Origin of the sequence: Aeromonas sp. Y289-2, from assembly GCF_027705925.1 — a bacterium.
Taxonomy (GTDB): domain Bacteria; phylum Pseudomonadota; class Gammaproteobacteria; order Enterobacterales; family Aeromonadaceae; genus Aeromonas; species Aeromonas veronii.
Map to the genome: position 1 here is coordinate 279,024 of NZ_JAPDCH010000004.1, position 25,853 is coordinate 304,876.

General features: G+C 58.8%; 20 protein-coding genes. 12 read left to right on the forward strand and 8 right to left on the reverse strand.

The features are described from left to right. Nucleotides 1-42 precede the first annotated feature (42 nt). A complete protein-coding gene (fadJ, locus tag OKC43_RS09225) occupies nucleotides 43-2,190 on the reverse strand; it encodes a fatty acid oxidation complex subunit alpha FadJ (RefSeq protein ID WP_236271511.1) in 2,148 nt (715 codons plus the stop codon). Further along, complete coding sequence (gene fadI, locus OKC43_RS09230; RefSeq protein ID WP_040097048.1) at nucleotides 2,190-3,500, reverse strand: acetyl-CoA C-acyltransferase FadI; 1,311 nt, start codon at nucleotides 3,498-3,500, stop codon at nucleotides 2,190-2,192. Before fadI ends, fadJ begins: the two co-directional genes overlap by 1 nt. Before the next feature lie 182 nt (nucleotides 3,501-3,682). Between fadI and OKC43_RS09235 the strand changes: the two genes are divergently transcribed. The 11 genes from OKC43_RS09235 to OKC43_RS09285 all read left to right on the forward strand — a co-directional run bounded on the left by OKC43_RS09235 (nucleotide 3,683) and on the right by OKC43_RS09285 (nucleotide 15,947). Further along, nucleotides 3,683-4,633, forward strand: a complete 951-nt coding sequence (locus OKC43_RS09235) for an AAA family ATPase (protein WP_100645910.1) — start codon at nucleotides 3,683-3,685, stop codon at nucleotides 4,631-4,633. Next, a complete protein-coding gene (locus OKC43_RS09240; protein ID WP_236271493.1) occupies nucleotides 4,624-5,526 on the forward strand; it encodes a DUF58 domain-containing protein in 903 nt (300 codons plus the stop codon). The genes OKC43_RS09235 and OKC43_RS09240 overlap by 10 nt, the downstream gene beginning before the upstream one ends. Further along, nucleotides 5,511-6,050: a DUF4381 domain-containing protein gene (locus tag OKC43_RS09245; protein WP_236271494.1), complete on the forward strand. Its 540-nt coding sequence runs from the start codon at nucleotides 5,511-5,513 to the stop codon at nucleotides 6,048-6,050. The genes OKC43_RS09240 and OKC43_RS09245 overlap by 16 nt, the downstream gene beginning before the upstream one ends. After that, nucleotides 6,047-7,039, forward strand: coding sequence for a VWA domain-containing protein (locus OKC43_RS09250; protein WP_236271495.1), 993 nt, complete (start codon nucleotides 6,047-6,049; stop codon nucleotides 7,037-7,039). Before OKC43_RS09245 ends, OKC43_RS09250 begins: the two co-directional genes overlap by 4 nt. Then, the gene (locus OKC43_RS09255) at nucleotides 7,030-8,481 is read left to right on the forward strand and encodes a VWA domain-containing protein (RefSeq protein WP_236271496.1); all 1,452 of its coding nucleotides are present in this window, start codon (nucleotides 7,030-7,032) and stop codon (nucleotides 8,479-8,481) included. The genes OKC43_RS09250 and OKC43_RS09255 overlap by 10 nt, the downstream gene beginning before the upstream one ends. A gap of 20 nt (nucleotides 8,482-8,501) precedes the next feature. After that, complete coding sequence (locus OKC43_RS09260) at nucleotides 8,502-10,013, forward strand: BatD family protein (protein WP_236271497.1); 1,512 nt, start codon at nucleotides 8,502-8,504, stop codon at nucleotides 10,011-10,013. 13 nt (nucleotides 10,014-10,026) lie between these two features. Then, the gene (locus tag OKC43_RS09265; RefSeq protein ID WP_005333245.1) at nucleotides 10,027-10,626 is read left to right on the forward strand and encodes a sigma-70 family RNA polymerase sigma factor; all 600 of its coding nucleotides are present in this window, start codon (nucleotides 10,027-10,029) and stop codon (nucleotides 10,624-10,626) included. Further along, the gene (locus tag OKC43_RS09270; protein ID WP_139402312.1) at nucleotides 10,619-11,398 is read left to right on the forward strand and encodes a DUF3379 domain-containing protein; all 780 of its coding nucleotides are present in this window, start codon (nucleotides 10,619-10,621) and stop codon (nucleotides 11,396-11,398) included. The genes OKC43_RS09265 and OKC43_RS09270 overlap by 8 nt, the downstream gene beginning before the upstream one ends. Nucleotides 11,399-11,799: 401 nt before the next feature. Continuing rightward, nucleotides 11,800-13,086, forward strand: coding sequence for an outer membrane protein transport protein (locus tag OKC43_RS09275; RefSeq protein ID WP_236271498.1), 1,287 nt, complete (start codon nucleotides 11,800-11,802; stop codon nucleotides 13,084-13,086). 252 nt (nucleotides 13,087-13,338) lie between these two features. Further along, complete coding sequence (locus tag OKC43_RS09280; protein WP_236271499.1) at nucleotides 13,339-14,607, forward strand: OmpP1/FadL family transporter; 1,269 nt, start codon at nucleotides 13,339-13,341, stop codon at nucleotides 14,605-14,607. 116 nt (nucleotides 14,608-14,723) lie between these two features. After that, a complete protein-coding gene (locus tag OKC43_RS09285; protein ID WP_005333249.1) occupies nucleotides 14,724-15,947 on the forward strand; it encodes an EAL and HDOD domain-containing protein in 1,224 nt (407 codons plus the stop codon). Here the strand turns inward: OKC43_RS09285 and OKC43_RS09290 are convergent. Next, nucleotides 15,944-17,119, reverse strand: a complete 1,176-nt coding sequence (locus OKC43_RS09290) for a thiolase family protein (protein WP_236271500.1) — start codon at nucleotides 17,117-17,119, stop codon at nucleotides 15,944-15,946. The genes OKC43_RS09285 and OKC43_RS09290 overlap by 4 nt on opposite strands. A 122-nt stretch (nucleotides 17,120-17,241) precedes the next feature. Between OKC43_RS09290 and OKC43_RS09295 the strand changes: the two genes are divergently transcribed. After that, nucleotides 17,242-17,634, forward strand: a complete 393-nt coding sequence (locus OKC43_RS09295) for a MerR family transcriptional regulator (RefSeq protein WP_005360322.1) — start codon at nucleotides 17,242-17,244, stop codon at nucleotides 17,632-17,634. A gap of 106 nt (nucleotides 17,635-17,740) precedes the next feature. Here the strand turns inward: OKC43_RS09295 and rplY are convergent, their stop codons facing one another. The 5 genes from rplY to OKC43_RS09320 form a co-directional block, all read right to left on the reverse strand. Further along, entirely contained in the window at nucleotides 17,741-18,028 is a 288-nt protein-coding gene (gene rplY, locus OKC43_RS09300) for a 50S ribosomal protein L25 (protein ID WP_005333252.1), read from the reverse strand. 116 nt (nucleotides 18,029-18,144) lie between these two features. Further along, the gene (locus OKC43_RS09305; protein WP_088869008.1) at nucleotides 18,145-19,032 is read right to left on the reverse strand and encodes a hypothetical protein; all 888 of its coding nucleotides are present in this window, start codon (nucleotides 19,030-19,032) and stop codon (nucleotides 18,145-18,147) included. Between the two features lie 95 nt (nucleotides 19,033-19,127). Then, nucleotides 19,128-23,027: an ATP-dependent RNA helicase HrpA gene (gene hrpA, locus OKC43_RS09310; protein ID WP_236272533.1), complete on the reverse strand. Its 3,900-nt coding sequence runs from the start codon at nucleotides 23,025-23,027 to the stop codon at nucleotides 19,128-19,130. A 240-nt stretch (nucleotides 23,028-23,267) separates the two neighbouring features. Beyond that, nucleotides 23,268-23,690 carry a CBS domain-containing protein gene (locus tag OKC43_RS09315; protein WP_005333273.1) on the reverse strand — a complete coding sequence of 141 codons (423 nt, stop codon included), beginning with the start codon at nucleotides 23,688-23,690 and terminating at the stop codon, nucleotides 23,268-23,270. Nucleotides 23,691-23,810: 120 nt separating this feature from the next. Next, the gene (locus OKC43_RS09320) at nucleotides 23,811-25,088 is read right to left on the reverse strand and encodes an HD-GYP domain-containing protein (protein ID WP_101530673.1); all 1,278 of its coding nucleotides are present in this window, start codon (nucleotides 25,086-25,088) and stop codon (nucleotides 23,811-23,813) included. Nucleotides 25,089-25,853: the final 765 nt, after the last annotated feature.

The window sequence follows — 25,853 nt, forward strand, 5'->3', positions numbered from 1 at the left end:
TGTTGCGGGCCTCTTTGCCTTGCAGTCGCTCTGCAGCGGTTATCAGTAGAAGGTCTGCTGCTCTGCGGCCATCGCTTTGAGGCGGGCACAGGGAGCAAACCGGTCACCGTGGCGCTTCTGGTAATACTCCAGACGGCCAACCAGATGATCGATCCCGAGCGTGTCCATATAACGGAACGGGCCGCCGAGGAAGGGCGGGAAACCGATGCCGAAGATGGCACCGATATCGCCATCACGAGCCGAGGCCACCACACCGCTATCCAGCGCCATCGCCGCTTCGTTGAGCATCAGCAGCACGCAGCGCTCGGCGATCTCCTGACGGGCCAGCTTGGCAGAAGGCTTGATGCCGAGCACGCCATAGACGCTCTCGTCCACCGTCTTCTTGCCCTCTTTGCCGGTCAGCTTGTTACGCGGTGCCGCCTTGCCATAGAGGTAGAAGCCCTTGCCGTTCTTGCGTCCCTTGCGATCATTTTGCAGCAGCTTGTCGAACGCCTTGGGCGCCTGGAACTGCTCGCCGCCCAGCTCTTTCTCGAGAATGGGGGAGATCTTGGCGCCCACATCGATCCCCACCTCGTCCAGCAAGGTGATGGGGCCAACCGGGAAGCCAAAGTCCAGCAGCGCGCTATCGAGCACCTCCACCGGCTCCCCTTCCAGCACCAGTCGCGCCGCTTCATTCATGTAGGGGGCAAGGATGCGATTGACGTAGAAACCGGCTTCGTCCTTCACCACGATAGGCGTTTTACCCTGAGCACGGGCAAAGGCCAGAGTGGTGGCGACCGTCTCGGCACTGGTACCAGCGTGGGGGATGATCTCCGCCAGGGGCATCTTGTCCACCGGGCTGAAGTAGTGCAGCCCCACGACTCGCTCCGGGTGCGCCGCCTCTGCCGCAATCTGGTTAATGGGCAAGGAAGAGGTGTTGGAGGCAAACACTGTGTACTCACCGCACTCACGCTCCACGTCCTTCACCATCTGGTGTTTGAGATTGAGATCTTCAAACACCGCCTCCACCACCATATCGACCCGGTGGAAACCGGAGTAATCGAGGGTACCGGTCAACAGGCTCATCTGCTTTTCCAATTCGCTGCGCAGGATGTGACGGCGCTTGAGCTTCTTGGCCAGAATGTCATAGCTGTAGCGCATGGCATTGCCGATCCCGGCGCTTGCCACATCCTTGATCCGCACCGGCACGCCCGCCTTGGTAGCGGTGACGAACGCAATGCCGCCCCCCATCAGACCACCACCCAGCACGGCGGCATGGGCCACCTTGCGCGGCGCGGCTCCCTGATAGGTGACCTCTTTCTTCATCTCGGTGGTGGCAAAGAAGATGGAACGCAGGGCGGCGGACTCAGCCGTCATCACCAACTCGCCAAAGTGACGGGATTCGGCGGCCAAACCGGCCTTCATCCCCTCCTCCACACCGATGCGCACAACGTCCAGGATCCGCTCCGGCGCCGGGTAGTTACCACGGGTCTTGGCTTTCACCCCCTTGCTGGCCTGATCGAACAGCACCTTGCGGCCCAGCTTGTTGGTCTCCAGCACCTTGCCCTGCAGATCCCGTTTCAACTGATGGCGCGGTTTGCCCTTCTTGGCCAGCTTGATGGCAGCATCCAGCAAGATTGACGGCGGCACCACATCGTCCACCAGCCCCAATTTCTTGGCTTGTTTAGCACGAACCTGCTTGCCGGTCAGCATCAGATCCAGCGCCTTGGCCACCCCGATAAGGCGCGGCAGACGCTGGGTACCGCCAGAGCCCGGCAGCAGACCGAGCTGCACTTCCGGCAATCCCAGCACGGTTTTACCGTGCTCGGTCACCACCCGACCATGACAGGCCAGCGCCAACTCCAGCCCTCCTCCGAGGCAGGGGCCGTGAATGGCGGCGATCACCGGAATGGTCAGCCCCTCGATCTCGGCAAAGATCTCCTGCCCTTCTCGCGACAGGGTCTCGGCATCCTTGGCACTGGTGCAAGCGGCCAGCATGGTGATATCAGCGCCGGCGATGAAGGAGTCCTTCTTGCCGGAGGTGATCACCAGCCCGATCAAATCCTTGTTGCGTTTTACCTCGTCCAGTACAGAGCGGATCTCCTCGACAAAGGCGGCCTTGAGGGTATTCATGCTCTCGCCCGGCACATCCATGGTGAGGATGCCGATGCCATCTTTGCGAACATCCAGGGAAAAAGTCTTAGCGTTCATCATTCAACCTCCAACACCATAGCCACGCCCAATCCGCCCGCCGCACAGGCGGTGTTGAGCCCCAATCCCCCACCGCGACGACGCAGCTCGTGCAGGGTCTGGGTGATCATCCGCGCACCGGTCGCGGCAAAGGGGTGGCCATAGGCCAGCGAACCACCGAGGACATTGAACTTCTCCATGTCCACCTCGCCGATGGCCTGATCGCGGCCCAGCTTGTCACGGGCAAACTCGTGGCTGGCAAACATCTTGAGGTTGGCCAGGGTCTGGGCGGCAAAGGCTTCGTGCATGTCGATCAGGGTCAGATCACCGAGCGTGATACCGGCTCTGTCCAGCGCCAACGGCGTGGCATAGGAGGGCCCCATCAGCATGTCCTGCCACACATCAATGGCCGAGAAGGCGAAGCTGCGGATATAACCAAGCGGTTCGAGGCCAAGCTCTTTCGCGCGACCTTCGCGCATCAGCAACACTGCGGCGGCGCCATCGGTCAGCGGCGTGGCGTTGGCCGCAGTCACTGTGCCATGGACCCGGTCAAAAACCGGCTTGAGCTTGGCGTAACTCGCCAAGTCCGAGCTTTCACGGATATTGTTGTCCCGCTCGAGCGGTGACTTGTAGGGCGGTACATGGGCGGTAAACACCTCGCCACTGAGCTTGCCATCGGCCCAAGCCTGTGCGGCCAGAGTGTGGGAGCGATGAGCCAGCGCATCTTGCGCCTCGCGGCTGATCTGGTGACTCTTGGCCATCTGCTCGGCGGTCTGTCCCATGGAGAGACCGGTCGAATATTCCGCCACCGCAGGCGGCACCGGCAGCAGATCCTTGACCCGCAACTGGCGCAAAATGTTGAAGCGCTGCTGCAGATTGCGCGCCTTGTTGAGATCCACCAGGGCGCGGGCCAGCTTCTTGCTCACCCCGATGGGCAGCACGGAGGAGGAGTCAGCGCCGCCAGCGATGGCGATGTCTACGGTACCGGCCATGATGGATTCGGTGACGTTTGCCACCGCCTGAAAACTGGTGGCGCAGGCGCGGGAGACGCTATAGGCATCGGTATTGACGCTCATGCCGGTACCGAGCACGATCTCGCGAGCAATATTGGGGGCTTCCGGCATCTGAACCACCTGACCAAACACCAGCTGGTCGATAAGGGTGGGATCGAGATCGGTACGGGCAAGCATCTCGCTCACCACCAGTTTGCCGAGATCGACTGCAGGCACGCCATGAAAGGCGGTGGCCTGCTTGGCAAAGGGGGTACGCAGCCCCGCCACGACGGCAATCCGTTCGCCCTGGCGAGTCGTCAGTTTCAATGGCTGTTTCATCCTGGCTCCTTGGTTTAAAAGGCAGAGGTCTGACCTCATTGCGCCACATCTTAACAATCCAATCACAAGTTTCATACAGCTGATTGAAACTAAATTAAGCGCGGCAAGGCCCCTTTGCTCGCCCTTGGGAAGCAACTGGAGTATAAAAAGATCAACTTCCATAAAAACAACGGGTTTATCGCATGGCAGCGGCGGAGTTCAGAGCACTTAGGGACTATCTTGGCAGTCAGATCCTGGGGCAGGAGGAGCTAATAGAAGGGCTCCTGATTGCCCTGTTATGTGAAGGACATGTGTTAATCGAAGGGGCTCCCGGGCTGGCCAAAACCCGCGCCGTCAAGGCGCTCGCTGGCGCCGTCGAAGGGCGCTTTGCCCGTATCCAGTTTACCCCCGACCTGCTTCCCGCCGATCTCACCGGCAGCGAGGTGTTTCACCCGCAGGATGCCAGTTTTGTTTTCCAGCCAGGCCCCCTCTTCAACCATCTGGTGCTGGCAGACGAGATCAACCGGGCGCCAGCCAAGGTGCAATCAGCGCTGCTGGAAGCCATGGCCGAACACCAGATAACCGTGGGCAAAAAGAGCTGGCGGCTGCCGCCTCTCTTTATGGTGGCCGCTACCCAGAATCCCATCGAGCAGGAGGGGACCTATCCCCTGCCGGAGGCTCAGCTCGACCGTTTTTTGCTCAAGTTGATGGTGGACTACCCGAGCCCCACCATGGAGCTCGCCATCTTGCAGCTCAACGCCAGCGGCGAACAGCTTGGCGCGGCACCAGTGACTCTGAGCCAAACCACCTTGCAAGGTGCTCGCAACGAAGTGCTGGCGGTGACCATGCAAAGCAGACTGGAGCACTATCTGGTGGAGCTGGTCTGCGCCACTCGCCCGGGCAGCGGCCTGTGCCCTGCCCTTGAGCCACTGATTGCCGTAGGGGCCAGCCCCCGCGCCACACTTGGGCTGGCTCGCTCCGCCCGCGCCCGAGCCTGGCTTGCCGGACGTGATTATGTGCTGCCGGAAGATATCCAGCTGCAAGCCTATCCGGTGCTGCGCCACCGCCTTATTCCCAGCTATCAGGCACTGGCCGACAATCTGGATAACGATATCCTGATCGCCCAACTGCTGGATCAGGTGCCATGTCCCTAACGCCGGAGCTCCATCCCGATATCGCCCTGTCGCTGCCACGGCTGCTCAATATCCGGCTCTGGGCCAAGGCCAGGAAGCCACCTCACGCAGGCAGAAGCAGCAGCGAACGCGGCAAACCGGGCCGCTCTCCCGGACTCACGTTTCGCGAGCTGCGCGCCTATCAGGCTGGTGACGAGGTACGCCATATCGACTGGCGAGTGACGGCGCGCCTCGGTCGTCCTTATACCCGCCTCTATAGCGAGGAGCTGGATCAGGCGCACTGGCTGCTGCTCGATCTCTCTCCCGCCATGTATTTCGGCTCCACGCTGCAGCTCAAGGCGCGCCTCGCCTGCGAGCTGGCGGCAGCCTTGATCTGGCAAGGGGAGAAGCAGCACAACACCCTGATCTGCCACGGGCTTATCTCCCATCACCAGAGCCAGCGCGGCAGCGTGCTGCCCCTGCTCGAATCCCTCTGCCATCACTATCAGCAAGGGCTGGCCCGCCGGGCGCTTTCTCACTCACTGGCCGACACCTTGTCCGGCGTGAAGCTGCCTCACGCAGCCAAGCTGACGATCATCACCGATCACAGACCCTGCGAGTCGGCGCTCTGTCAGCAATTGCAACTGCTGTCCCGGCGCCACGATATTCACTACTGGCAGATCCGTGACCCCCTCGAGGCAGCCCTTCCCCCTGACGGCCAGCTGCCAGTGGCTATCGATCGGCCAGGGCAGCACTATCAGGGCTGGCTGGATGGGGGCCATGCCGGTTTCTCCCGCCGCTACCAGCAAGCTGCCGAACAGCAACTGGCCCACGGCAAGCAGTTGCTGTTGCCATTGGTGCAGCGCCTCTATCTGCTCGATAACAACCAGACGCTGCAACAGCAGTGGCAGGAGGGGTTATGTCATCAGGGATGATCTCCCCAGCCGAACTCGACAGCGCCAGTCCAGCCTCCGAGGCCATCACTCCGCCGCTGGCCGCCCTGATGCGCGACATCCACCCGGGGCCAGATCTGATTGAACAGAGTCTTGATCCCAGAGTGCAGGCGCTACTGTGGCTATTGATCACAGCGTTATTGCTGCTGCTGATCGTCCTGATTGCCAAGAGGGTGATACGTTACCGCCGCTGGTGTCGTCAGCTGGAGGGAGATCCGGCACTGCTGGTGGCACGCATACAGGAGGCCCTGCGTCATGAAGCATTGCAACGCTGGCCCGAGGCGCGCCAGCTTCAGGGAGAGGCGTGGCTCGCCTTCGTTGATCGTCACGGTGGCAGCGATTTTAGCCAGTTCTCGTCTCACTGGAGCAGTTGGCTCTATGGCAGCCAGAACCCGACTCGCGAGCAGTGCGAACAGCTTCGGCAACATTATCGCCGCTGGGGTCAAACCCTCTTCTTGCAACGCTCCCCCCGCTCTGGGCGTAAAGTCGCGCGGAGGCATCCATGATCCTGGCTTGGCCCTGGTTTGCGCTGGCGCTGGTGCTGCCCTTGCTGGTGCGCTTCGGCTTGCCGCCCCTGCGCCGCGGTTATCTGGCTCATCCCGGGTTTGCGCTGCTGCGCCCTCAGGCCGGATTGCCGCTCTGGCGCGCCATGCTGCTCTGGTGCGCCCTTATCCTCGCCCTCTGCCGCCCCCAGTGGTGGGGGGAACCGGTGATCAAATATGAGGGGAGTCGGGATCTGCTGCTGGCGGTGGATCTGTCAGACAGCATGCGTACCCCGGATATGCTCGATAACGGCGAGCAGCAAGCACGGCTAACGGCGGTGCGCCAGCAGATCAAGGCGCTGATCGCCAAACGGGCCGGAGACAGAGTGGGCCTCATCGTATTTGCCGATCACGCCTACCTGCTCTCTCCCCTTACTCAGGAGATCCCGGCGCTGTTGACCTTGAGCGACGAGCTCGATTTTGATCTGGTCGGCCGAACCACCGCCCTTGGCGAAGCCATCCAGCTGGCACGTCAGCATGGAGATCCGGGTCGCCCCACCGCCCTGCTGCTGGTCACTGATGGCCGCAATACCGCAGGCAATGCCGACCCGCTGCAGGAGGCCAAACTCGCCGCGGCACAGGGAATAAGGATCTACACGCTGGGGGTCGGGGCCGATCCCGATACCTTTATCCAACCCTACGATGAGGCGGGCAGCGGTCAGGCCGATCCCAGCAGCGAACTGGACGAACCGCTCCTGAAAGAGCTGGCAAAAACAGGACAGGGGCGCTATTTCAGGGCGCGAACCCAAAGCGATCTCGATGCCATCAATGCGACTCTCAATGCCCTTGAACCTGCCCCCATGCCGATTGCCCAGTACCAGCCGGTGATCGAGCTCTACCCCTGGCCATTGGCACTGCTTTGTGGCTTGCTGCTTTTGCCATCAGGGCACGGCAGACTGGAGTTTCGCATGGTGCGTAACTGGCTGGCACGAGGCGCGCGCAGATGGAGCTGATCTTGCTCCGCCCTCTGTGGCTGATCGCACTCATCCCCTGGCTCTGGCAAGGGTGGCGCCGTCGTCGCCAGCCCCCGCTGCTCGCACCTGCGATGCAGGCTTATCTGCTGCCAGCATCCCGTCCTCAACATCTCTGGCTCTGGCTGGCAACCCTACCCGTCATTTTGGCCCTGAGTGGACCGGCACTGCGCGGTGAGCTACAACAGCAGCCTGCAGCACCGCTAGATATCTGGCTACTGGACCTGTCACGCTCGATGACCGCCACCGATCTCAAACCGGATCGGGCAACCCGGGTCAGATGGCAATTACAGCAGCTGCTGAGCCGCGCCAAGGGCGAGCGCATTGCGCTGATCCTCTACGCGGGCGATGCCTACCTCGCCATGCCGCCAACCCGGGATCATCAGGCCCTTTCGCTGCTACTACCCGACTTGCGCCCCGATATCATGCCGTTGCAGGGCAGCAACCCGGCACGGGCGGTGGAACTTGCCATGAAGCAGCTGGCCCCTGGAGAACAAGCCCGTCTGCTGCTGATCACCGACGACCTCACCCAGAATCAGATGACCCAAATCGCCGCCCTGTGGCCCTGCCAGCAACGCCTTCTTTGCCGCGACACCCAGTCGGCACGCCTCGATATTCTGCTTGCCAGCAGCGGTCAACCGGCCCCCATGCCCGCCATTCCGGCCAGTGAGTTGGGGTTTGCCACCCGCATGCCCGCGCAGTTGCCCACCCCCGATAGTCAGGCCATTGCCGCACTGGCCAATCGCCTCGGCGGTGAGCTGCAGTGGCTTGGCAGAAACACCCCCCACTTTGCTCCCCTCCCCACCACGACCTCGGCCCTCACCCCGGCGCCACTGGATCTTGGCCCCTGGTTGCTAATCCCCTTGTTACCGCTCGCCTTGCTGGCCAGAGTCGGCGCCCGGTTGATGGTGGCGCTGATGGTGGGAATTCAGCTGCTTGCGCCGCAAGATCTGCAAGCAGCAGAGAAGGGAGATCTACAAGCGATGCAGGCTTATCAAGAGGGGGATTTTCAGCGGGCTGCCCGCACCTTCAACGATCCAGTCTGGCGCGGCAACGCCTGGTATCGGGCTGGTGCCTACCGGCAAGCCATCGCAGCCTATCAGGAAGCGACGAGCGCCACCGCCCACTACAACCGCGGCAATGCCCTGCTGCAACTGGGGGAGTTTGCGGCCGCCAAAGAGGCCTATCTGGCCGCTCTGGCGCTTGAACCCGGCCATGAAGATGCGCTCTATAACCTATCTCTGTTGCAAGGCGGTGCGGCCGCTGCACCCGATAGCAACAGCAGCAAGCAGCCCGAACCATCCGCTGAACAGCAGGCAGCAGCCAAGCCCTTGCCACCCTCTCCCCCTGTGTTGCTGCTGGAGCAGCGACTGCGCAAAGAGGCGCTGCGCCGGGACCTTATCAAGGTGGAGGAGCCCTGGTGACACGGGCAGGATGGGGGCTGTTGCTCGCACTTGCGAGTCCACTTTGCTGGGCTTTGCCCCCTCGGGCAGAGCTGCTGCCGGGGGCCGACCCCAGCGATTGGCTGCTGATCATCGAAGCGGATGGCGAGCGCCAGAGCAGCGAACTGGAGATCACCCCCCTACTGCGCCAGTTTGCAGTGGGCAGAGTGACCATGAGCCGGGTCACGACCCCGGTACAGCAACTGACTCGCTGGCAGATCCCGCTGCACCAGAGCGACTCACCCGCGAATACAAAGGTGGTGATTGCCCCGCTCAAGCTGGGAAATGAGTTTACCCCCTCGCTCACCCTGCCATTGAGAGAGGTGAAAACAGCGGCGCTGCCGCAACCCGCAGCCCCCTCGCCCCTCGAGATGCAGGCCAGCCTTGAGCATCAGGGCCCGCTCTATCCCGGCCAGCCGGTGATCTACCGGCTGACACTGTGGCTACCTACCAGCATGCAAAACCCGGCCCTGAGCGAGCTCAGCTCTGCCCACTTCACCATCCGTCGCCTCGGAAGCGACGAGTGGATCGCACCCGCTCAGGCAGGTCTGCCCGGCAGGCTCACCCGCAGCTGGCTTATTCAGGCAAAAGCGCCGGGACTCTGGTACCTCGACTCACCCCGCTTGCAGGGGCAGCTCACGCAGCAAGGGAGCAAGCCGCAAAAACTCTCGGCCCGCGCGGCACCACTCGAGGTTCGGGTCGACAAAGCCCCCGCCACGCCGGTGGCCACCCGGCTGACCCTGAGCCAGCGTCTTGAACCGGCCACCACGGGGGAAGTGGGTGAACCGCTGATCCGGATCCTCACCCTAACCATGGAGAATGGTGACAGCGGCCAGATACAGCTTGCCCCCCTGATGGCCCATCAACTGCCAAGCGGCATACAGGCACATCCCGATGGCGAGCAACAGCAGGAGCGTTACCGAGATGGCAAGCTGCTGTTTGAGCGACAGTGGCGCCAGACTCTGGTTGCGGAGCAGAGCGGTGACTACCAGCTGCCCCCCATTGATCTGCCCTGGTTTAATACCCAAAGCGGCCGGATTGAGCAGGCCAACCTCCCAGCCATCACGCTGACGTTTCAGGCAACGACAAATCGGCAACCTGATCAGCAGACATCGCAGGTGGCACTGCGAGAGAGCCTTTGGTGGGTCGTGCTGGCCATAACGCTGCGTGCGCTATGGCGCCACTGGCCCCGCTGGCGCGCCTTCTATCAACTGCAACGTGCCCTTGCCCGACACCAGCCGGATGCTAGTCGCAAGGCACTGATCCGATGGGCGACCTTGCGCTGGCAGGTCTCCTATTATCAATTAGGCCAGCTGCCCGACGCTGGGCATAATCGGCTCGGCAACGCACTCGCCGCACTCGAGCGAGCCTGTTTTGCACTGCACTATTCTGGCCCGCCCATCGAGTGGCGCGCTCTGGCGCGTATCCTCAGGGCTGATGAAACGGCCGGTATTGCGTACCTGATTTACCTGCTGGCGCACGGGAGTTCCCGCTCCCGCCGCCACGCCCCCTGACAAGGATTGCCCTATGGCACTGCTGTTTTTTAGAAAAAAACGTGCTCAGCAGCATATTGGTGGAAATGATCCGGCCACTTCGCCGGTCTCTGATCCCATGGCTGACAAACAAACCAAATTTGAAGCACTGGTTCATGCGCTGCATGGCGATCTCTATCGGTATGCCTACTGGCTGACCCGGGATCCCAACGTGGCGGAAGATCTGGTGCAAGAGACCTTCCTGCGTGCCTGGAAGGCTATCGACACCCTGCAGGATGACAAGGCGGCCAAAGGGTGGCTGATCACCATCCTCAGACGGGAGAACGCCCGCCGCTTTGAACGCAAACAGCTGGAGCTGGTGGATCTCGACGATCACCCTCAGCCCCAGCACGATGCGCTGCACAGCGAACAGGAAATGGAGAACGAGTGGTTGCACCGTCACATCGCCCGGTTGCCCGAGGAGTACCAGGAGCCACTGCTGCTGCAAGTCGTGGGAGGATTCAGTGGTGAGGAGATTGCCGAGATGCTCGGCCTCAACAAGAACACCGTCATGACTCGACTGTTTCGCGCCCGCAACCAGATCAAGGAGGCGATGGAGCAGAAGAACCAAGCAAGAGGACACGGACATGGATGAACTCGAATTTCGCCGCAACGCCATGATCCAGCCCAACGATAAACTGCCGGATTTTCTCAAAGCCGCTGAAGCCAGCCAGGCCAATCGGAACTATCTCGACGAGATGAAGCAGTTCGACAGAAGCCTCAAGCGCGCCATGCAGGTAGAGGTTCCCGCCGGACTGGCCGAACGGATCCTGCTCAGGCAAGCCATGCTGCAAGACAGTGACGCGCAAGATGAGATGCCGCCATCCCGCCCCCTTGGCACGGCGCCAGTCAAGCTCCGAACATCGACATCCTGGCGCCAGCTCGCCTTGGCTGCATCGGTCGCCTTCCTGCTGGGAATGAGTACCCGCTGGATCACGCTGCCAGAAACGGCTCCTGCGGCCCTCTCCCTCGCACAGGTGGCGATGGCTCATGTCTATGGCGAAGAACCCTTTATTGAAGGTGTCGATGAGCAGGTCAATCTGCATAACATCAATGCCAAGATGGAGAAGTATGGCGCCACCTTAAGCGGGATGGATGGGCTCAAGGTGACCTATGTCAATCACTGCTCGTTTTATCAGGGACCAGCCTTGCACATGGTGATCCAGGGAAAGATGGGGCCAGTCACTCTCTTTTTAGTGCCCAAACATGTGCCATTAACCCTGCAACAGGCCACCTTTGAAGATGGCACCCTCAAAGGAGAGATTGTCCAGCTCAAAGGCGCCAATATGGTACTGATTGGCGAGATGAGAGAGCCACTTGCCCCCGTTGCCAACGCCCTGCAGTCACGTCTGCAGTGGGACATTTAACATCGCTGGTTAACAACCTCAGATCCATCCTCAATAGCAGGCGGCGGTCACGAGCCGCTGCCTGTTCCCCCCCTGTTTACTCCCCTTTGTCACTCATTTGCCTCAAGATTTCGAAAAATTGACAAAATTTTTTTGTGACGGAGATCGGCAATCCAGGTCAATAATCCACCTTTACACCCTCAAAATGATGAATTAAACAGCAAGTTAAAACAAATGATTAACACATCGATCACTTTTATGTATTCTGCTGTCACTGGTCTGATTTCTTACCTCCTACCAGATCCATAGAATCACGCCAGAATTGATTGGGAAGAAGCTGAAATAAAAACGGATTTTGTCGAGGTTTGCATTGAACGTGCAGCCAATATCGGCAAAAAAATCTGCCTACAAGAGAGAACACCATGACGACAACTATTTTCAAGAAGAGCCTGATTGCCGCCACCATCGCGCTGGCCACCGGTCAAGTCCATGCCGCGGCATTCCAGTTGAACGAGCACTCGGCCTCCGGTCTGGGTCGCGCCTATGCCGGTGAAGCGGCTATCGCCGACAACGCCTCTGTTCTGGCCCGTAACCCGGCCGCCATGACCACCTTCGACAAGATGGCAGTTTCTGTCTCCGGCACCTACATCAAACCGGATGTCGATGTGGATGGTGCTGTTTACGCTGGCGCGAACAAAATGGCTCCAGCCAGCGAAAGTGGCATTGCTCCGGCAGCCTTCGTTCCCGCCTCCTACTTTATTCAGCCGCTGAATGACCAGTGGGCTTGGGGTATTGGCATCTTCTCCAACTACGGTCTCTCCACCGAATACTCCAAAACCTTCCCGGCTGGTGCCGGTGCTGGTGATACCGAGTTGATGACCTTCAATATCAACCCGAACATTGCCTATCGTGTCAACGAACACTTCAGTGTCGGTGCTGGTATCAACGCCGTTTACGGTGCCGCCGAACTCAACCGCTATGCCGGTCTGCTGGGCCCGCTGAACCCACCTAGCCAAGGTGGCCCGCTGCCGAAAGATACTCGTATGGCTCACTTGAAAGGCGACACCTGGGGCTTTGGCTGGAACGTTGGTACCCTGTATGAAGTCAATGAAAACCATCGCTTTGCACTGACCTACCGTTCACAAGTCGATATGAGCTTTGACGGTGATTTCCAAGGTGCAAGCTCACTGAATCGCACCGTGGATGGCAACCTGAAGCTGGATCTGCCTGCACAAGCCGAGTTCGCTGGTTACCATCGCCTGAGCCCGCAGTTTGCTGTTCATTACTCTGTAAACTGGACTGACTGGAGCGCCTTCCAGGAGCTGAAAGCAACCAGCAGCCAATGTGCTGGCGGCGTATGTCTGCAAAAAGATGAGAAGTTCAAAGATTCTACTCGCTACTCCATCGGCGGTACCTGGTATATCAACCCAGCATGGGAAGCTCGCATGGGCTTTGCCTATGACAACACCCCGATCGAAGCCGAATACCGTAGCCTGAGCATTCCCGACTCAGACCGTATCTGGTACAGCGCCGGTGCCACCTACCATATCAACACCGATATGAGCGTTGACTTTGGTATGGCTTATCTGGACGGTAAAGAAGTTGACGTCAACGAAGGTCTGCGTAGCCACTCCGACAGCCTGCGTTGGAAAGGAACTTCCCACGGCAACGCCTTCCTAGCTTCTGCCCAGTTCAACATGAAGTTCTGATTATTGATAGAATGGAAAGAGCGCCGCCAGGCGCTCTTTTTTTATCCATAACTTAGATTTCAGCGCACACATGTAGCACACACGTGTTTATTTTTCTTTTCCAATCAAGCTATTAGAGTGCATCATCCCAGCATTTAATCTTGTTTTATCCAGATACTGGCCATTACCGTTGCCTTACTGGTCATACCATATAAAATCCTGCCTCCATTCATATGACCGATTGAACCTTCGGGTAACAGCAAGGATTTTGCCATGCATCCCATCATCAAACCGTCCGCCATCGCCCTGCTGGTGATCGCGGGTCAGACCCATGCCGCCGGGTTCCAATTGGCTGAACAGTCCGCTACAGGACTGGGACGCGCCTTTGCCGGTGAGGCAGCCATCGCGGATAACGCCAGTGTACTCTCCCGCAATGCAGCAGCCATGACCCGCTTCGATCAGATGGCGCTCTCTGGCGGAGTCATCTATGTCAGTCCTGACGTCAATATTGAAGGCAACACCCGCTTGCCGACCAAAGCCGGTATCGTCACCTCCGATGCCAGTGCACACGATATCGCCGCCGCAGCCTGGGTACCCAACGCCTATCTCATCATTCCACTCAATGAGCAGTGGCGACTAGGCTTCTCGGCAACCTCTTACTACGGCCTTGGCGTCAAGATGCCGGATAACTACAGCGCGGGACACTTTGGCAATGTCTCCGATATCAAGACCATGGATCTGGGTACCTCACTCGCCTATCGCATCAATGAGATGTGGTCAATTGGTGCCGGGATCTCTGCTATTCAGGGCGAAGGTGAAGTCGGTGGCACCTTCCCTTCTCGCAACCTGATCGCAAAACATTTGCAAGGGGATGGCTGGGCATGGGGCTGGAATGTCGGCACCTTGCTGGAGTTGTCCGAACAAACCCGAATTGGCCTCTCCTACCGTCACGATGTCACTTTGACCCTCTCGGGAGATGCTATCGTGGGCCGACCCAATGCAGATGGCTCCGTTACCGAGATCAGAGATACCGGTAGTCTGGATCTGCCGTTGCCAGCGACGGCAGAGTTGGCGGCGTTCCATCAGCTGACTGACAAGCTGGCTTTCCACGGCAGCCTGAACTGGACCAACTGGAGCAAATTCGTTCAGTTGGAAGCTGATCTCAACAATTTGCAGAACATGCACATCAAGGACGAGCACTGGGAAGATAGCTGGCGCTACGCCATCGGTATGACCTATCAGGTCACTCCTAAATGGCAACTGCGCTCCGGTGTGGCCTATGACGCCAGCCCGGTGCCAGCCGATCGTCGTACCATTTCCATCCCGGATGCCGATCGCCTCTGGTACAGCCTGGGAATGGGGTATCAGTTCACGCCCAACCTGACCGTGGATCTGGGGCTGACCCTGATCGATGGCAAAAAGGTGGATGTCACTGAAAAAACGGAGCTGCAACCGGGTAATCCGATGACGACCTCCACCTTCCAGGGCACTTCTGAAGGGGATGCCTGGCTGGCTGGTGCACAATTGAGCTATCTCTTCTAAATTCCTTCCCTGCAAAAAAACGCTATGCCAATTATTGCCTTACTCAATAAGGTGAACACTGGCATAGTGTTCTGCAACACCATAAAATCAACCCAGTACCTTTACTGGAGCAAGGCATGTATTCCTACGTAGCAAGACAGCCGATCCTCGACAGAGACCTCAAAACTCATGCCTATGAGCTGCTCTTTCGCGATAGTCTGAATAATGTCTTCCCGAGCATCTCCTCCCAACAGGCGACGTCACGCCTGGTGGTCGAACAGTTCCTGCAACAAAATATCGATCAGCTCTTGGGCGGCCGCCCCTGCTTTATCAACTTCCCCCACTCACTGCTGCTGGAGGGATTGGCAGAGTGCCTGCCGCCCGAAAAAGTGGTGATTGAGATCCTGGAAGATTCCCCACCGGATGATGCCCTGCTGGAAAAGGTGAAACAGTTGCACAAGCTGGGATATCAACTGGCACTCGATGACTTCACCATGTCGCCGGATTGGGAGCGCTTCCTCCCCTTTATCCACATCATCAAGTTTGATCTTCGTGCCACCCCCCTGATGCAGATCAAAGTGTTTATCCAGCGGCATCAGACGCTGGGGCTCACCTATCTGGCGGAAAAAGTAGAGGACAAGGCGGAGTTCGAGCGGGTCAAACAGCTGGGGATCCAGCTGTTCCAGGGCTTTTTCTTCAGCAGACCCGAGATGGTCAAGCAAGCCACCATGGAGCCAGCGCAAGTCGTGGTGATGCAGTTGCTCAACGTGGTCAACGAGGCAGAGCCTGATATCAACAAGATTGAGCAGCTACTCGGTCAGGATATCTCCCTCTCTCTCAAGCTGTTGCGCTATGTCAACCATCTCAAAGGTCACACCAACCCTATTTCGTCATTTCGCCAGGCTGCCATCTATCTGGGAAACACCCAACTAAAGCGCTTTGTTTCGCTGGTAGCCGCGACCAGCGCCGGCAAGGGCAAGAGCGCCGAGCTCTACCAGATGTCGATGATCCGTGCCCGATTCTGTGAACTGCTGGCCCACGCCCACGCTCCGAGCCAGCAGGCACAACAAGCCTTTATCACCGGTCTCTTCTCCCTGCTGGATGTACTGATGGAGCAGCCGATGGACAAGCTGCTCGGCACTATCCCTCTCATCGACGATATTCGGCTGGCGCTGCTGGAGCGCAAAGGCAATCTGGGTTTCTACCTCGCGTTTTGTGAAGATTACGAAAGCGCCAACTGGTCACGGGTCACGGCCAGAACAGCCCGCCTGGGGCTGAGCGAGGATAAGGTGAGTCACCTCTATCTGGCCGCCACCACCTGGGTCACGGAACAACTGCTGGCGATGGAAGCCACCAATTAATTCGCCTCATCATTCACTTCGACCGCGATAGCGGTCGCCTCCCCGCCCCCGATACAGAGCGCTGCTACGCCTCGCTGCAGACCCCGTTGCCGCAGCGCGGCGATCAGCGTCACCAAAATGCGCGCGCCACTCGCCCCCAACGGATGACCGAGTGCACAGGCCCCACCATGCACATTGACCTTGTGATGAGGGATGCCGACCCCTCTCATGGCCAGCATGGTGACCATGGCGAAGGCCTCGTTGATCTCGAATAGATCCACCTCTTCCACCGACCATGCAAGACGCGCCAGTAAGCGTGAAATGGCGCCAATGGGCGCAGAGGTAAACTCGGCGGGCAATGCCGCATGGCTCTGATAACCGACGATCCGTGCCAGCACTGGTACCTGCCAGGCTTGCGCCGTGGCGCCATCCATCAATATCAGCGCCGCCGCACCGTCCGAGATAGAGCTCGAATTGGCTGCCGTAATGGTGCCCTCCTTGCCAAACGCTGGCTTCAGGGTCGGGATCTTCTCCGGTTTGCCCTTGCCGGGCTGCTCGTCTTCGGCCAGCAACAAGCGATCATCGCGATAGACACTTGCCAGCTCGGATGCAAACGCGCCGGCTTGCTGCGCATCGCGGGCCCGCTGCAATGACGCCAGGGCAAACTCATCCATGGCAGTGCGGGTCAAACCGGCCTGATCGGCGCTGCACTGGGCATGTATCCCCATCAGCTGGCCATCATAGGCATCTTGCAAACCGTCGAGGAATAGGTGGTCCAGCACCTTTTGATGCCCCATCCGAAAGCCGCTACGGGCGTTATCCAGCAGATAGGGGGCACGGCTCATGCTCTCCATCCCCCCCGCGACCACCACCCTGTTGTCACCAAGGCGGATGGTATCTGCCGCCAGCATCACTGCTTTCATGCCGGATCCGCACACCTTGTTGACCGTGGTAGCAGGCACACTATCTGGCAACCCTGCTTTCAACAACGCCTGCCGGGCTGGCGCTTGCCCCACGCCCGCCGCCAGCACATTGCCCATAAACACTTCATCGACCTGCTCCGGACGCAGCCCACTTTGCTGCAGTGCCGCCTCGATGGCACCGGCACCCAACTCAGGCGCAGTTACCTCTGCCAATGCCCCCTGAAACGCCCCCATCGGAGTCCGTTTTGCCGCCACAATTGCAATATCCATTTGCCTGCCTCTCTTTGTTACATGGCCATAACATAGGGGTTCTGACGCAATGGAACAAGAGTTGCAGTGCAGTTTACGTTTAGGTAAGGTGCACACAGGATTTAGTTCGCCAAGAAGTCTGTATGAACAACAAGGATGAAGGACGGCGCTTCAGCATCAGTGAGCTGGCCCGGGAATTTGATATTACGACGCGCAGTATCCGTTTCTACGAGGATCAGGGGTTGCTCAATCCCGCCCGAGAGGGACAGACCCGCATTTACAGCAAGCAGGATCGGGTTCGCCTCAAGCTCACCCTGCGCGGCAAGCGGCTCGGGTTCAGCCTCGCCGAGATCCGCGAGTTGTTTGATCTCTATGATGCCGACAAGAGCAGCCGCACCCAGTTACAGACCATGCTGGGACTGGTTGAGGAGAAACGGGAGACACTGCAACAGCAGATGGAAGATATCAGGATGGTGCTGCTGGAGCTGGATGCCGCCGAGCAGCGCTGCCAGCAAGCCCTTAGCCAGCTGGGATAACCGCATTGCTGGCTTATCAGGTAAAGTCCTTTCAGCCTGTCACAAGATGCCAGATAGCAAAAAGCCACTCCTGAGAGTGGCTTTTCTTCAACCTGACGGTTCGCTATTAAACGCGAACGAAGTCCAGGTGGATCAGCTTGTAACGTACCGGGTGACGCTGGATAGCTTTCACTTTTACGTTAACTTCTTCACCGTTGATAACCAGAGTCAGTACAGACTCATAGAATTCCGGCTTCTCTTGAGCCAGGATCATTTTCTTGTGGTCAACAGTGATGGACAGGGCTTCTTTGCCTGCACCGTAAACGATGGCAGGAACTTGGTCAGCTTGACGCAGGCGGCGGCTCGCACCTTTCCCCAGGTCAGAACGGACTTCAGCTTGGAATACGAAAGACATAGTATGTATCTCTTTTGGATGAATTTATGGTGCTAACTGCGACCGGTCAGCACCTCGCAAAACGAGCGCGAATACTACCACGGGCCAAATTCGGATACAAGGTACCGACTCTGCATTTAGCGCCCCTGCTCCAACCGGGCGAATTGCTGCTGACGCTGGGCTGGGCTCAGGGCATCAAACCGCGCCAGGGTCTCGGCGCGCGGGCAGTAGAGTCCCTCCCCCGTTCTGACCCGAATGCTCTTGCCAAGCCGTTGCTGATTCTCTGCCACCAGCGCCAGCAAATAGCTGTAGGTATCGGCTCCCCGGGCGCTGGATAACTGGTTGGCAATGCGCCACAGGGTCTCCCCTGCGGCGACCTGATGACACACGGTTTGTGGACCGCCGGCCGCAGGAGCCGAGAGGGTAAGCATGACGTCACTGCCTGCGGATAAGCTAGCCGTGTGGCTGGCGAGCGCCATATCGGCGCTCGCTACTCCCTCATCCCCTTGGGCACCACTCATCCCCGCAGTGCGAAAGGTCACACCCAGCTGAACCAGTAGAGGTTCGCTCTCGTCGGGGTCGCTGGGCATATCAACACCACCGAACGCGTCTTGGGGTGTGCGGAACTCGGCAATAAAGGGCGCGACAGGTTGCGCGTGATAATCAGAGGAACCACTCCCCTGCTGCATGATTGCACCAGCCGCAACAGCCTGCCTGGGGGCGACCCCGTAAGCCATCTCGTCGATGCGCCGCAGCCTTGCCAGATAGGTTTTGGAGAGCTGCGCCTCCCCCTCGAACAGATCGAAGGGAGGCACCAGTCGGGCTGGAAAGAGGATCTGCCAGCGACCGTGCTTCTGCTTTTGGGCCAGCGGCGGAAACTGATTGCCACGCCAAGCCACAAACATCGCAGGCGGCGTGCGAGCCAGCGGGTAATATTCCGGGTTCAACTGCACCCAGGTTTGTTCCGCGATGGGTTGATAACCGCTGATCACCACCTGCGCCACACTCAACCAGATCCCCAGCATCCTTGCCTCCCTGATTTGCGGTTTGAAGGGGCTACCTGACCGGCAACCCCTTCTCATCACCCGCTATCATGCTGTTAAAACAGTTAGATAGCAGCTTAGCACTGAGCGATGGCGTTAAGCACCCGTTTATCGGAGACCGGATAAGGGGTCCCCAGATTCTGGGCAAAGAACGACACCCGCAGCTCCTCAATCATCCAGCGGATATTGACCACCTCGGCCGGGATCAGCTGGGATTTGGGGATCTTGGCGAGCAGCGCCTTGTACTCCGACTCCACGCTGTGCACCTTGAGCATGTAGACCCGATCCCGGTTGGGATCGATGGCCAGCTTCTCCAGGCGACGCTCGATGGCCCGCAGGTAACGCAAGAGGTCCGGCAGCCGCTGCCAGCCGGTCTCGGTGACAAAGCCCTTGTGGATAAGGTTGCCGAGCTGCTGCTGGATATCCGACATGGCAAAGGCGGTGTCGAGCTGCATCTTGCCCTTGAGCCGTTTTTTGATCTCATGGGAGAGGGTCAGCACGGCTTCCACCTGCTTGGCCACCTCCACCACCGCATCGTTGAGCTCGGCGCGGACATACTCCTTGAGCGCCTCGAAACCGGCCTCGTCCCAAGCCATGCCCCCGTGCTGCTCGATGAGCTTGTCACAACCGCAGGCAATGCAGTCATCGATAAGCTCCGCCACCTTGCCAAACGGGTTGAAATAGAGCCCCAGCTTGGCCTTGTTGGGCAGCTTCTCCTGCAGATACTTGATGGGTGATGGTACGTTGAGCAGCACCAGCCGACGCTGACCGGCCCACATCAGCTGCTGCTGCACCACCGGGCTCTCCACCAACTGGATGGCGACCGAATCCTTCTGATCCACCAAGGCCGGATAGGCCTTCACCTCGAACCCGCCCCGCTTCTGACTGTACTCCTGCGGCAGCTCGCCAAAGCTCCACAGGGTGAGACCGGACTGCTCGATATCATCGTCCGCCACTTGTGACAGGGTCTCCTGCACCTTGCCGCGCAGCGACTCTTTCAAGGCCTCCAGATCTTTACCTTCCGCCACCTTCTTGTGCTTGTCGTCCACCACCCGGAAGGTGAGTTTCAGGTGATCGGGTACCGCATTCCAGTCCCAGGACTCACGGGGCACGGTCACACCAGTCATTCGGCGCAGCTGGCGTTCCATCTCATCAAGCAGCGGCCCCTGTTCGGGGTTGATACTAGCGAGCAGTGCATCGGCATAGTTCGGCGCCGGCACGAAGTTCTTGCGCATCGGCTTTGGCATCGACTTGATGAGAGCCACCAACAGCTCATGACGCAGACCCGGGATCAGCCACTCGAACCCCTTCACCTCCACCTGATTCAGGAGCGGCAGCGGAATATGCAGGGTCACGCCATCGGCGGCCTCCCCCGGCTCGAACTGATAGGTCAGCTTGAGCTTGAGGCGCCCCTGCTGCCAGAAGTTGGGGTAGTCGAGATCGCTGATGTGGGCGGCATCTCCCTTCATCAGCATCTCTTTTTCGAAGTTGAGCAGCTCGGCGTCCCGCTGTTGCGCCTCTTTCCACCACTTGTCGAAATGGCGAGCGGAGATCACCTCCTCCGGCAAGCGGGCATCGTAGAAGCGGAACAAGTCCTCATCATCCACCAGAATGTCGCGACGACGGGATTTGTGCTCCAGCGCCTCTACCTCGGCCAGGAGCTTGCGGTTATCGCTGAAGAAACGGTGACGGGTCTCGAAATCCCCCTCCACCAGAGCGCGGCGGATAAACAGCTCGCGGCACAGCGCCGGATCGATACGGCTGAAGTTGATGGTGCGCTCGTTGACCAGGGTCAGACCATAGAGGGTCACCTTCTCCTTGGCCATTACAGCGCCGTTTTTCTTCGACCAATGTGGGTCGCTGTGGTGCAGCTTGATGAGGTGGCCTGCCAGCGGCTCCACCCACTCGGGCTCAATCTTGGCATTGATGCGAGCGTAGAGGCGCGAGGTCTCCACCAATTCTGCGGCCATCACCCACTTGGGCGGCTTCTTGAACAGACCCGAGGCCGGGAACAGGTGGAAACGGCCATTGCGGGCGCCGAGGAATTCGGGCTTTTCCAGATCCTTGTTGCCGATGTGGCTCAAGAGGCCGGTCAGCAGCGCGCAGTGCACCGTCTTGAAATCTGCAGGTTCATGGTTGGCTTTAAAACCAAGCTCCTTGACCGTCTGGCGCAGCTGGAAATGGATGTCCTGCCATTCGCGCACCCGCAGATAGGAGAGAAACTCCTTCTGGCACATGCGGCGGAACGGGTTGCTGCCAAGGGCATCCTGCTGCTCTTTCAGGTAGTTCCACAGATTGACGAAGGCGAGGAAGTCGGAATCCTTGTCCTCAAAGCGTCTGTGCTGTTCGTCGGCGGCCTGCTTCTTCTCCATGGGCCGCTCGCGGGGATCCTGAATGCTGAGGGCTGCGGTGATCACCATCACCTCACTCAGGCAGCCAGTCTGCGCCGCGCTGATCACCATCTTCGCCAGACGCGGATCAAGGGGGATGCGCGAGAGCTGGCGACCGGTCTCGGTCAGCTGCAACTTGGCTTCGCGCTCGCCGGTGGCGGGCAGCTCGCGCACCGCCTCCAGCTCTTTCAAGAGAGTCAGGCCATCCTTGATATGGCGGGACTCTGGTGGCTCGACGAAGGGAAACGCCTCCATGTTGCCAAGGCCGAGCGCCAGCATCTGCAGGATGACGGAGGCCAGGTTGGTGCGCAGGATCTCGGGGTCGGTAAAGGCGGGACGGCTATTGAAATCCTCCTCCGAGTAGAGGCGGATACAGATGCCGTCCGCCACCCGACCGCAACGCCCTTTACGCTGGTTGGCACTGGCCTGGGAGACCGGCTCGATGGGCAGGCGCTGCACCTTGGTACGCCAGGAGTAACGACTGATGCGGGCGGTGCCCGGGTCAATGACGTAACGAATGCCCGGCACCGTCAGCGATGTCTCCGCCACGTTGGTGGCGAGCACGATGCGTCGCCCAGCATGGGGCTGGAACACCTTGTTCTGCTCGGCGTTGGAAAGACGGGCGTAGAGCGGCAGCACCTCGGTATCGCGCAGATTAAGCTTGCGCAGGGCATCGGCGGTATCGCGGATCTCCCGCTCGCCGTTCATGAAGATGAGAATGTCCCCCAGCCCTTCGCGGGCCAGCTCTTCCACCGCATCGAAGATCCCCTGCAGCTCGTCACGCTCTTCCAGTCCTTCACTTTTATCACTGGTGAGCGGGCGGTAGCGCACCTCCACCGGGTAAGTGCGGCCGGAGACCTCGATCACCGGCGCCTTGTTGAAATGGCGGGAGAAACGTTGCGGGTCGATGGTGGCCGAGGTGATGATCACCTTGAGATCGGGGCGCTTGGGCAACAGCTGCTTGAGATAACCCAGAATGAAGTCGATATTGAGGCTGCGCTCGTGGGCCTCATCGATGATGATGGTGTCGTACTGGGTGAGCATCCGGTCGTTCTGGATCTCCGCCAGCAGAATACCGTCGGTCATCAGCTTGATGTGGGTCTGCTCGCTCACCTGATCGGTAAAGCGCACCTTGTAACCCACGTAGTGGCCAAGCTCGGACTCCATCTCCTCGGCAATACGGGCCGCGACGGTGCGGGCTGCCAAACGGCGTGGCTGGGTGTGGCCGATAAAGCCCTTCACCCCGCGCCCGAGCGCCAGACAGATCTTGGGGATCTGGGTGGTTTTGCCCGAGCCTGTTTCCCCTGCAATGATCACCACTTGATGTTCTTGAATAGCCTTGGCGATCTCAGCCTGCTTCTGGCTAACCGGCAGGTTGTCCGGATAAGTCACCTTGGGTACTCCGGCCAGACGGGTTTGATAGCGCGCTTGCGCGGCATCCAGATCGGCAGCGATGGTCTCCAGCACGGCAGCCTGTTTGCCTTCAGGCAGCTTCTTGACCCCGTGCAGACGGCTGGAAAGGCGACGGGCGTCGAGGTTCATGCAGGCAGAGAGACGGCGGCGCAGCGCCTCGATAGAGAGAGACAAGGTACGAATTCCTTAAATAGGTGCCCAGAGGGGCCATATCGATAAGCTGGGAGCGATCCTAAAGAGCGAGCGGGAACGGTGCAAGCCATAACGTAGCGTTATATATGGGAAGACAGAGAGATTGGCCAATCCCCAAACATGACAGAACAATCATTGTAAGATGGCATAACATGAATAAATGGCAGCATATGAAATAGCCAAGGCAAGCCGAAGCTTGCCTTGGGAGAGAGAAAAACAGGGTTAACCGTGGGTGTGATGGACAAAACAGGTGGTGAGCTGGGCATGAATGGCCTGCATGACGTTGTGGCGATTGATAACCCCGAGCAGACGCCCCTCCTCCACTACCGGATAGATCTTCGGCTTTTGCCCCATCATCATCTCCGCCAGGCTCAAAATGCTGGTATCGGGTCCCACCGACAACACCTCCTTGCGCATCACATCCTTGACCTGCGCCACCTGTTCGCAGTGATAGGCCTCCTTAAGCAGCACTGCGATGCAATCCTGCTCGGAGATCCAGCCAATCAGATGGCCCTGCCCATCCACCACCGGGCCACCGAGCTGATGACTGTTCAGAAATTTCTCGACCGCAGCTTGCACCATCATGTCGGCAGTGAAAGTGATGGGTCTGCTCTGCATATAATCCTTGGCTTTTAGCGATTCCATATCTGCTCCCCTACGGTAGTCCATCAAGCTGGCGTCTTGTGCGCCGGTACCGGCACCATGCTCGGCTTGTTCCAAGCATAGCTGGCTCGCGGCGGTATGAGTCAGCGGCCAGCCTCTCCCTCAATTGATGGCATGATCCGGCTCGCGATCCGGAATGGCTGCCATCATCATCTGCGGCAGGTGATCGGCCAGCACCGCCACCACCGCAGGATCGACCCGCCCCTGATCCGCCAGTTGCTGCATAAAGGTCAATGCGTCACGAGCCGGCAGACCGCGGCGATAAGGTCTGTCCTGCACCATTGCCTGAAAAATATCAGCGACCCGCAGGATCCGCGCTTCGAGCGCCATGGCGGATGCCGGCAGGTGGAACGGATAGCCCTCACCGTCAGGCTCCTCATGGTGATAGGCCGCCCAGCAGGCAATCTCCTCAAACCCTTCGATGTGGCGCAGGATCTGGTAAGTCTCGAAGCTGTGGGTATTGATGATGGCCCGCTCCTCTTTCGTCAGGCTGGCAGGCTTGTCGAGGATCTCGTCCGGCACCCTGAGCTTGCCCAGATCATGCAGCAAACCGGCGATCTCCAGCATGTCACAATGGATGGCACTGACTCCCATCAATTCTGCCAGTGCCCGAGACAACCTGCTCACACCGAGCGAATGCGTCATCGTGAATGGGCTTTTGGCGTCGACAATGCCGGAGAAGATCTGCGCCAGCGCTTTTAGCTCCCCGTTGAAGGTCAGGCAAGGCTCCCGCACCTGCAGCATCTCCAGCATGTAATCATTGATGGAGCGGGCTTCCAGCTGCAGCCAGAATGCCTCAGAGCGAGACGCCTTGAGGAAGGCATCCACCAGCTCGGGGGCAAAGAACTCGTCACGGAAATCCTGCAGGCGTGCGCGGATCTCGTTGGTATGCATCAACAATGAACCATCACCATAGTAGGGCGCCGCCAACGCATCGCAGCGATCCACCAGAAAGATAAGGTTGGCCTGACGGGCTACATTGGGGTCCACATCGGCCATCTCGCGCAGCAGGTGCCAGTGGGTGTGGTGATAACGGATAGGCAGGGCCAGTGGGGCCAGCAAACGGAAATCCTTGAGCAGCTGATATCCCACCTCGCAGTGGCGCTGGGAGGACTCCCAATCGAACTCGCTGACCAGATGGTGATGGGTGATGGTCGAGGAGACACCGATATCATGCAGCACCCCCAACTCGAACAGCAGACAGCGTTCGGCCTCACTCATCCCCAGCTCCCGGCTGCACTCGGCAGCCATAATCCCGACCCGTTTTCCGTGGGCCACATCGCCAATGCCCACCAGATCCAGCGAGGCTGACAGGGCATACACCACCTGCCTTAGATCCACTTGCAACGAAAAAGGGGCTACGCCCTGCGCTCTGTCCATGATCCGGGTCCCATGCGATGTTGTCGTATCAAACTGGCGCTGTTTTATGCTTCGCCTTCTATCAACTTAGTCAATAGCCGAACCTTTTACCTTGTTTTTATAGGCATTTATGACCCTGGCACCTTTAAAAGACAAAGATCACAGCTGAATTTATTTGGCCACTCCCATTCAAGTCATATGTATCCGTTCAAAAATATGCGAGCAGACTTTTTAAATCTCGCGTAGAGATTGTGAGCAGTTTTAAAAACTCATATCTGAGCGAAACAATCAACACCCCAACTTTACTTAATTATGACTTCATCAGAATTAAAGAGTGCTCGGTTTGCCAGTAATAATTTTGAATAAAGGCACACCACAACGCCCATAACTACCACCATCCCAAAATTAATTAACCGAACTGTGAACTCCATCACCCATTTATTCGCCTTGTCGCCATCGATAACGGTAGACACCTCACGCTTTCTGGACACAGCTTCCCATGCTCGCTCGAGCCCACCCGATAGCCTGCGACCAAAGGGTTGGAGAAAAAATATCGGATAACCAGCGGTTATATTCGCTATAAGGCGACAAGGATAAACGGGATTTATAGAGTGAAACTGTTGAAAGCTGATTTCCAAGCGGCGGTTAACTCGGGCTATGCAGGTCATATCACTCTTTGCTGGTCATAACGACAGCGATAAAGGGGAATGTGCCCATCCGGGTATTCCATCCCCTCCAACAGCCTGCACGGGATGATATTTCCACCGAGTTAAACGCACGCTGCTT